A 12,882-nucleotide genomic window follows, 5' to 3' on the forward strand; every position below is an offset into this window, starting at 1 on the left:
GGAAACGCCCGGTCCCATTCCGAACCCGGAAGCTAAGCCCTCCAGCGCCGATGGTACTGCACTCGACAGGGTGTGGGAGAGTAGGACACCGCCGAACACAATTTGCCAGAACACCCTCAGACCACTGGTCTGGGGGTGTTCTGCATTTCGAAACCACCCACACACCCCACCCACAAACGCGCGCGCATCCGCCACGAGCCGGGGCTGGACCCAGGTGCCGGCTCGCACACCGACAGCCACCCTCCTCCCACCCCGGACAAACGCGCGCGCATTCGCCATCCGCGCGCAGAATCGCATCCCGACCTGTACCTATTCCCCGCGCACCTGACAAACGCGCGCGCATTTGCGGACACGAGGGACACAGGCCGGGCGTTGCCGTCACATCGACGGACCCTGGAGCTGCCGGCACCCCGACTGCCGCTCCAAGACTCCCGAGCTGCCCGGCACCAATGCCGCCCCTCGGCAAACGCGCGCGCATTTGCGCACATGGGGCCGCAACGCGGGTGCCAGCACGAGGCACCGGAAGCAGCTGCGCATACGAGGGCAAACGCGCGCGCATTCGCGGACTCTAAGTTTCGACTTCGGCGTAGGCGACGGTAGATATCAGTATCACCACGCGGAGCGTGCTGTGCCGGCTCGGTGCGATGTCGTCGTCTCCGCATCACGTCGTTGTCCGAAAAGCGATGCGGTCTGCGAAATGGCTGTTGCGACAGGTGGATTGGTGGGTGACAGCTGTCGCGTCGTGCTCGCTGAATTAAATCGGTGGAGTTCGTCGCCGCGGCCGTGCATGATCGTGGCACAGGCACATCGCAGAGACCGTGGAGGTGGACAATGGCAGCAGGAACGAATCACGTGGGCCGTCGAGTCGTCTACTCGCGGATTGCCATGCTTGCCGATCATGCTCTCTGAGTGAGCCTTCGGCCGAATCGGTCGGTTCCGGCCGGCGATATGCAGCTGTCGATCCAATACTTCGCCGCACAGCAATGCTCTGTGTTCGGCGTCCATTCTTGTTGTAGGAGAACAGATGTACCAGTACGAACAGATCCTGAACGAACACCGACAACGCGTCGCGCGTGGCGCGCAGAACTACGAACGGCGTCGGGTCGCAGCGGAGAGAGCTGCCGAAACAACTGTCGCAGAATCGGATTCGAGTGAGAGTGATCCGACGGAGACAACAGCCCAGAACGATTGCGAATCGGAATCCGAGATCGAGTTTGCGGTGATGTCGTCCCGGCGCTGACAGTCAGGGCTCCATCAGATGTGAGTAGCGATCGCCCGCGGCGGCAATGAAGTCGCGAACGAACCAGCACGTAGGGACAACGCGCAGTCCCTGCGTGCTGGTGTCGTCGAGGGCGTATTCGGTGAGGGCAGCGGCAAGCCCTCGGCCGCGAAACTGCGGGAGCGTCACGGTGTGATGAAACGTTCGTGCGCCGTGCGATTCGATGTACTCCGAGTAGCCTGCCAGCTCGGAGTCGACATGGATCTCGAACCGTCGGTCGGCACTGTCGTGGGTGATCTTGACCGCCATGGTGGTACCTCCTGGCCGAGTTCGTTGTCACCACGGTAACCGGACCTCGTCCTGTGGGGTGTTCTGCGGTTACTCGAGCAGGCATCGACGCAGTAGGGTGAGGGAAACCGAGTCGTGCGAGCGCCACCCGTCGCAACACCGCTCTTCATAAGTACGGGGCGCTCTCGAGGCTGAAGGTGGCAATCCGTGGAAGACACATCCGACCGGGGAATCAAGGCATTCATCCGAACCGTCGCTCAGCGCGGTGGACGTGCGGAACGGCTGACGACGTCGCGTCGCAATCCCGTGCAGGTCTGGTCGATGGACGGCACCTCGTCGTGCATCGTTCGCGTGCGATCGAAGGTGACCGGAGATTGGAAGGCCCGCAGGCAGGACGAATCGCTCGAGAGTGACGACACCGGTTCCTCGTATTGGGTGTTCGTCGATCTGGCGAACGACGAGCCGCGCTTCTATATGGTCTCGTCCGAAGAGATGGCCACCGACATTCGCGGAGAAGTCGACCTGTGGGTCCAGGATTCGCCACTGCGTACCAGGACCGGACATCACGCGATAGCGGTGGACCGAGTGCTGCACGGCAGCGAGCGTTGGGACCTGCTGGGTCTGAGTTCGACGTTGGACACATCGGTCGATCTCGGCCCCGAACAGACGTGGGTTCGTACTCCACGGGTGAAGGCGCCTCGAAAGTCGTCCAAGGCGGCCGTGGAGGAAGAAGTGATCGACAACCGGGTACGGGTGGTCGCCGATTGCGAAGGCTATCGGCTGAGTGGTCGCTACGATCCCGAGACACAGCGACTCGAGATCACCGCTGGACCGATGGAGGGCCGTCGATTCGACAATCCCTCCGTCGCTGCCAGTGCGGTGGCCACGCATATCAGTGGGGATGTCGAGGAGCGCGACGGTTGGCAGTTCTGGCAACTGGACACTCCGGATCGTGCTCCGCTGGGATCTTTTCAGTAGAGAACTACAGCTCCCGACCCCTTTGTTGTGACTCCTCACCAAATTGGCTTTTCCGGTAAAAACGGGACAAAGGTCCGATTAATCTTGCGCTGGTAGGACGAGCTCCCTGTTTTAGCCTCTGGGTCGAATCGATGTTCGAGAGTTCGTCCGTGCATCGAAATTCGGGTATCAGCGAGCTCAACGGTCGACAGTGCGAGGGGTGCTGTCGACCGTGGGGAGAGGTCTTCACCATGGAACATTCCTTCCGGACGGGCTCCGCCCACGCGTCCCGCTTCCTGTTCCTCATCGCCCAGTTCGTCGATCGGAGAATCCCGGCCGAGTTCTTCTCGGGTCAGTTCCGCGAGCTGCAGAACACCCAATCCACGTATCTCGATGCCGACGTCTCCTCTGTCATCGGAATGTTGTCGGTCGACGTCGGCGCGTACCTGGGTGATGTCGATATCCGAGGGGTGGACTACATCGACTCCGAACAACTCTGGCTGGCTGCCGGGCAGGCGTTCCGTGATCTCATGACCGTCCAGTCCGAGCACTTCGAACGCGAGGCCGGGTGACGGGCAAAGCGCACATCACCGGAATCGATCACGGTGTCGCAGAAGGTCTTCGAGCCGAAATCGTCTGTGAGTGCCGCGCATTTCGATCGGTAGATCGCCCGCATCGGCCAACCGTCTGACATAGGTGTCGGATACCCCGAGCACCTCGGCAGCCTGCGAGGTGGTCAGCAACTCGTCCACGGTGCCGATGGCCACCGCCCGCCCGGTCGCGAGCTGGGTGAGAAGTTCCAACACCGCGCCGCGTGCTGCGTCGTCGAGCCGAACCTCCGAACCGCCGATACTGATGTCGAGGTCTGCTCCGGTCCGCTCGTGAACGACCGCCGCCAGCGAGGTGGCCGATCGCGACTCGAGGGCAGGCATGACGAATCGGAAGTCCATTCTTCCAGGATAGGAGCGGGCAACGGCCTCGGTGCGCATAGGCTCGAAGCACCCAGCATGTGAGGAGTGTTCAGTGCCGCAGTTGTTGCACCTCGATTCGTCCGCCGACCCGGTCGGCTCGATCAGCCGCCGGGTGACGGCCCGCTTCTCGGACGCCTGGCACGGCATCGGCACCGACCACTCGGTGATCCCTCGAGACCTGCATTCGAGTCCGCTGCCGCACCTACCCACGTCTGCGCTGCACTGGGCACCTCATCTGCGAACCGCCGACGAAACCGTCGATCCATCCGCCGAGGCGTTGCAGGTCGAACTGATCGAGGAACTGATCTCGGCGGACGTGGTGTTGATCGGTGCGCCGATGTACAACTGGTCGATCCCGTCGACCCTGAAGGCATGGATCGACTACGTACACGTTCCGGGCATCACCGTGCCGTTCGACAGCGACACGGCACCTCTCGTCGGCAAGCCCGTGGTCGTGGTGACCAGTCGGGGAAACGACTACACCCCCGGTACCGACAACGCGTCCACCGACCACACCACCGCACAACTGCGACAGGTGCTCGGAGTCGCGCTGGGAATGGACGTCCACTTCGTCCCGGTCGATCTGACTCTCGCCGAGCGGGTGCCGGCACTCGCGCCGCAGATTCCGCAGGCGCGAGCCAATCTCGAGGCGGCGTTCTCCGCCGTCGACGATCTCGCGCGGCGATTGGGTGGAGCTACCACCAGGTGAGAGCCGAGTAGCCTGGCGAGGTGCTCTCGAACGGCCCAGGCAACGACACCACCCGCGGTGAACGTGGATCGGGGCGTCATCGCATCAGGAAGCCGTTGCGCGATCGAGGCCTCGCGCTCCGAATCGGCCGGGTTTTCGTCGCCACTGCGGCAGTGGGCTCGATCGTGGTCAGCGGAATCGGGTTCGCTGTATACCGCGAAGCCACCACGGGACTGACCACCTCGAACGCGCTCGACGGCATCGCGAACAACGATCCGAGTGGCAACGGCGAGGACACCGACATCCTGTTGATCGGCCTCGACAGCCGCAAGGACATGGACGGCAACGACCTACCTGCCGAGTTCGTCACCGACGCGCTGCATGCAGGCGACAGCGACGTGGGGGGATACAACACCAACACCCTGTTGCTGGTGCACCTTCCGGCCGACGGCGGGCGGGCGACGGCGCTGTCGATACCTCGCGACGACTACGTCGACGTTCCCGGATACGGCAAGCGAAAGATCAAGGAGGCGTACGGACTTGCGAAAGCCGACGCCGATACACAGTTGCTCGACGAGGGCGTCACCGATCCGGCCGAACGGGAGCGACGAGCGCGCGACGCGGGACGACGGTCGACGTTGACCGCGGTTCGTGATCTGCTCGACGTGCCGATCGATCATTTTGCCGAAGTGAATCTTCTGGGCTTCTACGACGTCGCGGAAGCTGTCGGACCCATTCAGGTGTGCCTGAACAATCCGGTACACGACAACTACTCGGGGGCGGACTTCGCTGCGGGCACGCAAGAACTGAGCGCCTCGCAGGCACTGTCCTTCGTCCGGCAACGCCACGGCCTCGACAACGGCGATCTCGATCGAACCAAGCGACAGCAGGCCTTCGTAGCCGGAGTGATGGCCAAGCTCAGCTCCTCCGGTGTCATGGCGAACATCGGCGAACTCCGGGCGCTCGTAGCGGGCACCAAGGACGACGTCGTGATCGACGCATCCCTGGATCCGGTGAAGCTCGCAGGGGGAGCCGGTGCAGTCATGCAGGGCGACATCGATTTCTACACGCTCCCGATCACGGGCTACGACACGATCGACGGGCAGGACGTCAACCTCGTCGACGTCGACGCCATCAGGGCCGAGGCAGCGCGGTTGATCGATGACGCGCCGCCGCCCGCACCGCCGATCACCGCGGCACCCGATCCGGGAACGGAGCTGCCCCCGCTCGAGGTCGCTGCGCCGGATCCGTCCCTGGATCCGGTAGCAGCCCCTGACGAGGGTGTGCACAGCGACGGCGGCATTCCCTGTGTCGACTGAGCCCTGTCGACTGCACTCGCGCGGTACCGGTCAGAGGGTCGGCGTGCTGAGCAGAACGTCCATCAGCTGTTTCTCCACGGCCGCGAACTGCGGCGTCGTGACGATCTCGAGCCCGCGCGGGCGGGGCAGCGTCACCTCGATCTGCCGTCGGACGTGGGCGGGTCTGGGGGAGAGGACGATCACGCGATCGGAGAGATAGACCGCTTCTCGGATGTCGTGCGTGACCATCAGCACGGTCCACCGAAACTCCGACCAGACCTGCTGCAACCAGGCCTGCATGTCGCTCCTGGTCAACGAGTCCAGCGCTCCGAACGGTTCGTCGAGCAGCAGTACCGATCGTCCCTGTACCACCGTGCGCAGCAGCGCCGCTCGTTGGCGCATGCCGCCGGAGAGTTCGGACGGTCTGGCCGACTCGTACCCGTCCAGACCGAACACCGGGAACAGCTCGCGTGCCCGCGCCCGCGCCTCCTTCTTGGCAATGCCCTGCACTTCGAGCCCGAGGGTGGTGTTGTCCAACACCGAACGCCACGGAAACAGCAGGTCTTTCTGAGGCATGTAGGCGCACGGTGGTACTCGCACCGTGCCGGAGTCGGGCCTGTCGAGTCCGGCCAGCATGTTGAACACCGTGCTCTTACCGGAACCGCTCGGGCCGATGATCGACACGAACTCGCCGGGCCGAACACCGAACGACATGCCGTCGAGTACGGGCTTGTCGCCGAATGATTTGGTGAGATCGCGAACATCGATGCAGGTGTCGGAGTCAGACATGAAGACCCGCCGAACCGTGGCGCGCCCAAGGAGCGACGAACCGCTCCACCAGGAAGGTGGAGACGAACAGGACCACGCTGATCACGGCAGTCACGGCAACCGCGGCGAGAACCAGATCGGTACGAAACGAGTTCTTCTGTTGGCTCATGTAGATGCCGAGTCCCGCACTGGCCCCGGCATATTCGGCAAAGATCGCACCGACCACCGCGTAGGTGATTCCGATGCGAAGTGAGGTGAAGAATCGGGGGAGCGCCGACGGTAGCCGCACGTATCGAAACTGTTGCCAGCGCGAGGCGCCCATGCTGGCCAGCAGTGATCTCGCGTCTCGATCGGCCGCCGCGAAACCCTCGATGAGCCCGATGGCCATCGGGAAGAACGTGGCCAACGCGATGACCAGGATCTTCGGAAGCAGCCCGAAGCCGAACCAGATGATCAACAGCGGCGCGATCGCGATGATCGGAAGCGTCTGCGATACGACGAAGAGGGGTACGAACGCGCGCCGCAGCCACGGCGAGAAATCCACCGCGATGGCCAGCAGCCACGCCAGGGCCAGGGAGACCGCGAACCCGACCAGGGTCACCTGCAGAGTCGCCGCCGCGTTCTCGGCGATCGCATCGCGTTGCGCCCAACCCTGGACCACCACTCGGCCGGGAGACGGCAGCACCTGCGGCCGGATGCCGCTGATCTGGACGTAGATCTGCCAGGCGGCGATGAGCAGTACGACGACGGTCAGCGCGGGCCACGCCCAACGAAGCGAGGCTCGGATACCGCTGAACGAGTAGGAACCTCGGTCAGCGGCTACCGACTCATCGATTGCCGAGGTAGTCATTGGTGAAGTAGGTCGACCAGTCCGGCTCCGCGGTCAGAGGCGCGCCGTTCTGATCGGCCAGCACACCGCTGTCGTAGAGGAATTTCGAGTACGCGGTCCACTTGTCGAGACTCTGTCGTCCTACCTCGCCAGTGGAGTCCTTCATGTACTTCGCTGCGAGCATCTCCTGGCTCTCGAAGACGAGCGACTCGTCGGTGAAGGTTCCCGGATTGGCGTCGATCAGATCCTGTGCGGCCTTGTCCGGATCGTCGGCGGCGAGTTGGTAGCCGCGCTGAAGTGCCTGGACGAACTTCTCGGCCTGGTCCGGATGGGCTGCGAGCCAGGGCTCGTTGCCGCTGATCGTGATGGCGTAGGCGTCCGGAAACCCATAGTCGGTGTAGTCGAAGTACTTCATCGGCGTTCCGCTGTGCTCGGCTTCGATGCCTTCCCACGCGAAGTAGGAGACGGTGAAGTCGGCGGTACCGGAGTACACCGCCTCGTATGCCGAGGTGCCCAGTACCACCGTTTCGTATTCGCCTGTGCCGCCGTCGTTCTGAATGACCTTCTCGAGTCCGGCCTGCTCACCGGACTCGCCGAACCCGGCGTAGACCTTCCCGTCGAGTGCCTTCGGGCTCGGGATGTCGTCTCGATCGGCGCGAACTCCGATGCCGGTAGCCCAATGCTGCAGCGGCGCAAGGACGGACACTGTCTGCGCGCCTGCGGAGGTCGCGAATACGCCCGAACTCTGTGTGCTGATGCCGAACTCGGCGTTTCCGGCATCGACGAGAGTGTCCGCCGCGGTGTTGTTGTACGGCAGAATCTCCACGTCCAGGCCGGCGTCGGCGAAATAGCCCTCCTGCAGGGCGACATACAGGCCGGTGTGGTTCGTGTTCGGCGTCCAGTCCAACGCGAACCGAATGGTGTCGGAGTCCGTCGAGTCGGAGCAGCCCGCCAGTCCGGTCGTGGCAACGACTGCCGCCGCCAACGCCGCGAGGATTCGAGTGGTTCTCATGCGTACACCGCACTCTCGGCCAGGGGCCATGGGGTGGGATGTAATGCGCTGTCCCAGAACATCAATTCGTACCGCGACGCGACGACGAAGGCGTCGATCATCTGCTCGCGCTGCGCCGGCGTCGCGGCCGCTGCGGCGTCATCGACGAATGTCTTGGCAGCGTCGACGATGGCATGGAATTCGGGTGCGTCGTACGCGGCCACCCACTGCGCGTAAGGGTGGTCGGGATCGCGATCGAGAACCGCCCTCGCTGCACCGGCGAGTGAGCGGCCGACGTCTGCGTAGATCCAGAAGCACGGCAGAACAGCTGCTGCTGCAACAGGATACGGTTCGGTTGCCGCCGTCGCGGTCAGGTAGGACGTGTAACCGAGGCATGCCGGTGAGGGCTCGGGCGTCCGGGTCGACGGGGGCAGCGCTCCACCGGTCAGCATCGCCTCGTGCGACGCGGCCTCGTCCATCGCGCTCGCGGCAGCGCTTGCCCAGAATGCTCCGGCGAACGGGTTCGGTGCATGTGCTGCCAGCAGTGACAGCGACTTCACGTACCCACCGAGATAGAGTGAGTCCTGTTCGAGGTACCGACGGAACGCGTCGAGCGGAAGCGTCCCGGCCCCGAGTAGTCGAAGAAATTCGAGGTCGTCGATCGCGCGTCGAATGTCCTCGGAGGCATTCCACAGTCGATCGGTGAAGCGGACCGGGTCCGCAGATACAACAGGCGTCATCGCCTTGACATCCCTTCGTCAGTATTACCTGCATCAGGTTCGGCGGGTTTGATCTCAGCATCCGCATCGGCGGACACACCCCGTGTCAGAACGACAGTGACAGTAACACCGGTCACCCGGTGGCGCTGTTGCCGCCCCCGTATCTGCGGTCCGGGTTCAGCCCAGCATGTCTTCGAGCTCCATACCCTTGGTCTCCCGGATCTTGGCCTTGACGAAGAAGAACGAGAGTGCGGCGAACACAGCGAATCCTGCGTAGATCACCCACAGTCCCACAGACGACGTCAGCGGCGGGAAGGCAAGCGTGACAGCGAAGTTGGCCATCCAGTTGGCTGCAGTGCCGATGCCGAGTGCCATGGCCCGCATGCGGTTGGGGAACATCTCACCGAGCATGACCCACATGATCGGACCCCAGGTGGATGCGAAGAATATGACGAAAAGATTGGCGCCGATCAGCGCGATCGCACCCCACGGAGCAGGCAACGTGACGTCGTCGCCGCTGCCGGTCGCCTGCGAGAACGCCACCGACGCCATGACGAGTCCGCCGAACATGCCGATCGAGCCCGCCATCAGCAGCTTGCGCCTACCGATTCGGTCGACGAACAGAATCGCCACGAACGTCATGACCACGTTGATCACGGCGGTGATGACCGACGTCGTGAACGACTGATCCTCACTGAAGCCGACCGAGCGCCACAGCGTCGTCGAGTAGTAGAAGATCGCGTTGATGCCGACCAACTGCTGCAGCACGGCCATCGTGATGCCCACCCAGACGATGGGTTGCAGGCCGAACTTCGGACCGCGAATGTCGGCGAACGACGAGCGTGACTCCTTGCGCAGTGTCAGCCTGATCTCGTGGACGCGCTCGTCCGGATGCAGTTCGCCGGTGATCTCGGCGAGGACTCTGGCGGCTTCCTCGTCGAGATGCTGACCGACGAGGTAGCGCGGAGACTCCGGGATCAGGGTTGCCAACAACCCGTACACCAGCGCCGGTACGACGCCGACCAGGAACATCCAGCGCCAGGCCTCGATGCCGAACCACAGGTCGTTGGACGCCCCGTCCGCGGCACCCGCGAGGAGGGCGTCGGACAGCAGAGCGGCGAAAATACCGATGGTGATGGCCAATTGCTGGAGCGAGGCCAAAGAACCGCGCCACTTGGCCGGAGCGATCTCGGCGATGTACGCCGGTGCGATCACCGAGGCGATGCCGATCCCCAGTCCACCGAGCACTCGCCAGAGCATGAGGTCGGGGACGCTGAACGCCAGTCCCGAACCGATCGACGAAACGACGAACAGGGCCGAGCCGAGCAGCATGACCTTCTTGCGTCCCCAACGGTCTGCGAGGCTGCCGGCGAACCAGGCACCCACTGCGCACCCGATGAGGGCGATCGCGACCACGAAGCCGGTGGTGAACGAGCCGAGGAGGAAGTGATCTTCGATCGAGTCGACAGCGCCGTTGATGACGGAACTGTCGAAGCCGAACAGGAATCCGCCCACAGCAGCGGCGATGCTGACGCCGATGACCTTCGCTGTGTGGCGGTCCGAGGTCTGATTCATGAGTGATGCACCTTCCGGCCGCGCGCACGGGCGTCGGCCGCTGGGGAGACCGTACGGCAGGAATTGTCGTACCGTCCCCGGACATTACGCCTGGTAATTTGCTGAGCGAACGAGACCGTCAACGAAGGTCGAAATCATCGTCCGAGACGGTGAAACCGTGGCCGACCTGATCGGTGCACGTGACTCCGGTCTGCTCGTCGACGCTGCACCGAAGGCCGTTGGTGGAGCCGCTTCCGGGGACGGTGAGCTCCTCGCCGTACGGCAAGGCTGCCGCAGGACCGTCGAAACGGTGGAACTTGGGATCGCCGAGGCTCTCGAACTTCGCCGGTGATCCAGCGATCAGCTGCACGGCATTGGGTTTCACCGCCGTTTCCGACGCCCCGCTGCCGGGAACCTCGGGTGCCGAAGAAGGGAGCGACCCGTGGCATCCGGCGATCGAGGATTCGAGGACGGCGATACCGCACTCGAACTTTCCGCTGGGGCTCGAGAAGTAGTACCAGCCGGGTGCCTTGCCTGCGTAGTCTTGCGGTTTCGCCTGGGGTGCAGCAGGACTCGTCGGTGTCGCCGTGGTGGACGTCGGCGTGGTGGTCGCTGCGGTGGACGGTGATGCCGGCGCGGCAGAGGGGGCGGAGGGAGCCGTGGTGATCGGGGTGGGGCGGTCGGTGATCACGGTCGCCATCGGTCCGTCGCCTCCGCCGCTCGAACCGCAGGCTCCGAGCAGACATGCCCCGACGACTGCCACTGCGGCACATCCGATTCTCTTCATCGACGGTTCCTTCGCTCGCGGGCGTCGACGCTGTGCGTATCGTCGCCGAGGGGATGGTTGATGTTGGTACGTTGGGCAACGACCGAACGGGAGGTTCCATGGCCATCGCCTCTGACTCCGGCGCGTCCGATTCCACCGAGCCCGATTCCACCGTGCTCGTGAGCACGCCCTACGGCGACGTTCTCGGCTATCCGGTCGCTGCCGATGCGTCGCCGATCCTGGCCTGGCGGGGTATTCCCTACGCGACGCCTCCGGTGGGGAAGCTCAGGTTCCGAGCGCCGCGTCCGTTGCAGCCCTGGTCGGGAGTGCTCGACGGCCTCGAATTCGGTGCGATGGCTCCGCAGGGTCGCGACAGTCCGGTGCCGATCGATCCGTCGCTGTCGATTTCCGAGGACTGCCTCACGCTCAACGTCTGGGCTCCCCGTCCCGATGCAGAACTGCGGCCGGTGTTGGTCTGGATCCATGGCGGTGCGTACTCGCTCGGATCGTCCGCCCAGCGGGTCTACGACGGGAGAAACCTCAGCGAGAACGGCGACGTGGTGGTGGTGACCATCAATTTTCGTCTCGGCCCGTTCGGGTTCCTCGACCTGTCCTCGTTCTCCACCGACGAGCACACGTTCGAGACCAATCTGGGGCTGCGAGATCAGATTGCCGCACTGCAGTGGGTCCGTGAGTGCATCTCTGCGTTCGGCGGCGATCCCGATCAGGTGACGGTGTTCGGTGAATCCTCCGGGGGAGCGTCGGTCACCACGTTGATGACCTCTCCCAAGGCCGAGGGCCTGTTCCAGCGAGCGATCGTGCAGAGCGCGCCTGCGACCTCGGTGTACGGCCCCGACCGCGGAGCCGCGGTGGCGTCGAGGTTCCTGGAGTTGGTGGGCGTCGACCGGGAAGACATCGGTGAACTGTTCGATATGCATTTCACCAGGCTGGTCACCGCCGGCGACACGCTCTGCTACGAGATCCCGACGACAGTTCCTGGGACACTTGGCCTTTCGCCGGTCGTCGACGGCGACATCGTGCCGCGCTATCCAGTGGCGGCCTTCCAGAAGGGGCTCTCGCACAAGATCCCGTTGATCATCGGCACCAACCACGACGAGCCCTCGATCTTTCGATTCATGAAGTCTCCGTTGATGCCGATCACCTCCGACACCGTCTCCGAGATGTTCCGCGCCATCGCTCACGACCACGCGGATCTGCCCGCCTATCGGGTCGCCGAGATCATGGCCGCATATCCGGACCGGGACAAACCCGCTGGGGCACAGGCCATATCGCGCGACGCGGGATTCCTCATGCCGAGCGTCTGGATCGCCGACGGGCACAGCAGGCATTCGCCGACATGGATGTACCGATTCGATCATGCGACGCCGATGCTCAAGGCCGCACGGGTGGGAGCGGGACACGCGACCGAACTGCCGTATGTGTTCGGTAATTTCGGAACACTCAGCCGAGACCCCACCTTCTGGCTCGGTGGCCGGAAGCCGGCGATGGCGGTGTCCGCGCGGATGCAGAGACGCTGGCTCGCTTTCGCCCGGTACGGCGTACCCGCAGCGTTGGATGCGTCCAAGCATTGGGCCCCGTACACCGAGCAGGCGCGCTGGACGCTGGTGATCGATGCATCCGACACTCTCGTCGACGACCCCGACGGCGAGATGCGCGCTGCATGGGGCGACCGCGTTCTCGGGTTCAGCTGACACATCGCTCATGCGTTCTGTCGCACGGCGTTGCTGACATGAATCGAACGTAACAGCAAGAACACCGGTCGCTCGAGTCACACCGGTAACAATTGGATGTCAGCGACCTGTCGGTAGGTGCG

At 63.9% G+C, this 12,882-nt stretch carries 13 protein-coding genes, 1 rRNA gene and 1 riboswitch; of the genes, 6 read left to right on the forward strand and 8 right to left on the reverse strand.

The features are described 5' to 3' along the window. Window positions 1-97: ribosomal RNA gene (gene rrf / locus CH295_RS16950) — 5S ribosomal RNA — on the forward strand; the annotation flags it as partial. A gap of 1,146 nt (window positions 98-1,243) precedes the next feature. Here rrf and CH295_RS16960 read toward each other — a convergent pair. After that, entirely contained in the window at window positions 1,244-1,528 is a 285-nt protein-coding gene (locus tag CH295_RS16960; RefSeq protein WP_094741376.1) for a GNAT family N-acetyltransferase, read from the reverse strand. A gap of 186 nt (window positions 1,529-1,714) precedes the next feature. On the opposite strand from CH295_RS16960, the gene CH295_RS16965 reads away from it, so the two are divergent. Then, window positions 1,715-2,485 (forward strand): hypothetical protein, encoded by a 771-nt coding sequence (locus tag CH295_RS16965; protein ID WP_037193454.1) that lies wholly within the window; start codon window positions 1,715-1,717, stop codon window positions 2,483-2,485. 230 nt (window positions 2,486-2,715) lie between these two features. Beyond that, complete coding sequence (locus CH295_RS16970) at window positions 2,716-3,036, forward strand: homoserine dehydrogenase (RefSeq protein WP_094741400.1); 321 nt, start codon at window positions 2,716-2,718, stop codon at window positions 3,034-3,036. A gap of 15 nt (window positions 3,037-3,051) precedes the next feature. Here the strand turns inward: CH295_RS16970 and CH295_RS16975 are convergent, their stop codons facing one another. Beyond that, a complete protein-coding gene (locus tag CH295_RS16975; RefSeq protein WP_094741377.1) occupies window positions 3,052-3,414 on the reverse strand; it encodes a helix-turn-helix domain-containing protein in 363 nt (120 codons plus the stop codon). 73 nt (window positions 3,415-3,487) lie between these two features. Here CH295_RS16975 and CH295_RS16980 point away from each other — a divergent pair, with 73 nt between their 5' ends. Further along, window positions 3,488-4,144, forward strand: a complete 657-nt coding sequence (locus tag CH295_RS16980) for an FMN-dependent NADH-azoreductase (protein ID WP_082323750.1) — start codon at window positions 3,488-3,490, stop codon at window positions 4,142-4,144. A gap of 20 nt (window positions 4,145-4,164) precedes the next feature. Continuing rightward, window positions 4,165-5,442: an LCP family protein gene (locus tag CH295_RS16985; RefSeq protein ID WP_094741378.1), complete on the forward strand. Its 1,278-nt coding sequence runs from the start codon at window positions 4,165-4,167 to the stop codon at window positions 5,440-5,442. A 30-nt stretch (window positions 5,443-5,472) separates the two neighbouring features. Here CH295_RS16985 and CH295_RS16990 read toward each other — a convergent pair whose 3' ends face one another. The 6 genes from CH295_RS16990 to CH295_RS28255 all read right to left on the reverse strand — a co-directional run bounded on the left by CH295_RS16990 (window position 5,473) and on the right by CH295_RS28255 (window position 11,069). Continuing rightward, window positions 5,473-6,210: an ABC transporter ATP-binding protein gene (locus tag CH295_RS16990; protein WP_037193452.1), complete on the reverse strand. Its 738-nt coding sequence runs from the start codon at window positions 6,208-6,210 to the stop codon at window positions 5,473-5,475. Beyond that, window positions 6,203-7,039: an ABC transporter permease gene (locus CH295_RS16995; protein ID WP_094741379.1), complete on the reverse strand. Its 837-nt coding sequence runs from the start codon at window positions 7,037-7,039 to the stop codon at window positions 6,203-6,205. Before CH295_RS16995 ends, CH295_RS16990 begins: the two co-directional genes overlap by 8 nt. Beyond that, complete coding sequence (locus CH295_RS17000; RefSeq protein WP_094741380.1) at window positions 7,017-8,030, reverse strand: ABC transporter substrate-binding protein; 1,014 nt, start codon at window positions 8,028-8,030, stop codon at window positions 7,017-7,019. Before CH295_RS17000 ends, CH295_RS16995 begins: the two co-directional genes overlap by 23 nt. Then, window positions 8,027-8,749, reverse strand: coding sequence for a TenA family protein (locus tag CH295_RS17005; protein WP_094633264.1), 723 nt, complete (start codon window positions 8,747-8,749; stop codon window positions 8,027-8,029). The genes CH295_RS17000 and CH295_RS17005 overlap by 4 nt, the downstream gene beginning before the upstream one ends. After that, a riboswitch (TPP riboswitch) is annotated at window positions 8,743-8,842 on the reverse strand. (Overlaps the previous gene by 7 nt.) A gap of 63 nt (window positions 8,843-8,905) precedes the next feature. Beyond that, on the reverse strand, window positions 8,906-10,303 hold the full coding sequence (locus CH295_RS17010) for a sugar porter family MFS transporter (protein ID WP_037193447.1): 1,398 nt from the start codon (window positions 10,301-10,303) through the stop codon (window positions 8,906-8,908). 118 nt (window positions 10,304-10,421) lie between these two features. Further along, complete coding sequence (locus CH295_RS28255; protein ID WP_230596360.1) at window positions 10,422-11,069, reverse strand: hypothetical protein; 648 nt, start codon at window positions 11,067-11,069, stop codon at window positions 10,422-10,424. Between the two features lie 98 nt (window positions 11,070-11,167). On the opposite strand from CH295_RS28255, the gene CH295_RS17020 reads away from it, so the two are divergent. Beyond that, window positions 11,168-12,760 carry a carboxylesterase/lipase family protein gene (locus CH295_RS17020; RefSeq protein ID WP_052047918.1) on the forward strand — a complete coding sequence of 531 codons (1,593 nt, stop codon included), beginning with the start codon at window positions 11,168-11,170 and terminating at the stop codon, window positions 12,758-12,760. Window positions 12,761-12,882: the final 122 nt, after the last annotated feature.

The sequence above is a fragment of the Rhodococcus sp. 14-2483-1-2 genome (assembly GCF_002259405.1).
Classification (GTDB): domain Bacteria; phylum Actinomycetota; class Actinomycetes; order Mycobacteriales; family Mycobacteriaceae; genus Rhodococcoides.

Coding starts and splice junctions, on each gene's coding strand:
- CH295_RS16975 (WP_094741377.1), bottom strand. CDS start 3,414: ATGGACTTCCGATTCGTCATGCCTGCCCTCGAGTCGCGATCGGCCACC.
- CH295_RS17010 (WP_037193447.1), bottom strand. CDS start 10,303: ATGAATCAGACCTCGGACCGCCACACAGCGAAGGTCATCGGCGTCAGC.
- CH295_RS28255 (WP_230596360.1), bottom strand. CDS start 11,069: ATGAAGAGAATCGGATGTGCCGCAGTGGCAGTCGTCGGGGCATGTCTG.
- CH295_RS16960 (WP_094741376.1), bottom strand. CDS start 1,528: ATGGCGGTCAAGATCACCCACGACAGTGCCGACCGACGGTTCGAGATC.
- CH295_RS16995 (WP_094741379.1), bottom strand. CDS start 7,039: ATGACTACCTCGGCAATCGATGAGTCGGTAGCCGCTGACCGAGGTTCC.
- CH295_RS16970 (WP_094741400.1), top strand. CDS start 2,716: ATGGAACATTCCTTCCGGACGGGCTCCGCCCACGCGTCCCGCTTCCTG.
- CH295_RS17020 (WP_052047918.1), top strand. CDS start 11,168: ATGGCCATCGCCTCTGACTCCGGCGCGTCCGATTCCACCGAGCCCGAT.
- CH295_RS17000 (WP_094741380.1), bottom strand. CDS start 8,030: ATGAGAACCACTCGAATCCTCGCGGCGTTGGCGGCGGCAGTCGTTGCC.
- CH295_RS17005 (WP_094633264.1), bottom strand. CDS start 8,749: ATGACGCCTGTTGTATCTGCGGACCCGGTCCGCTTCACCGATCGACTG.
- CH295_RS16990 (WP_037193452.1), bottom strand. CDS start 6,210: ATGTCTGACTCCGACACCTGCATCGATGTTCGCGATCTCACCAAATCA.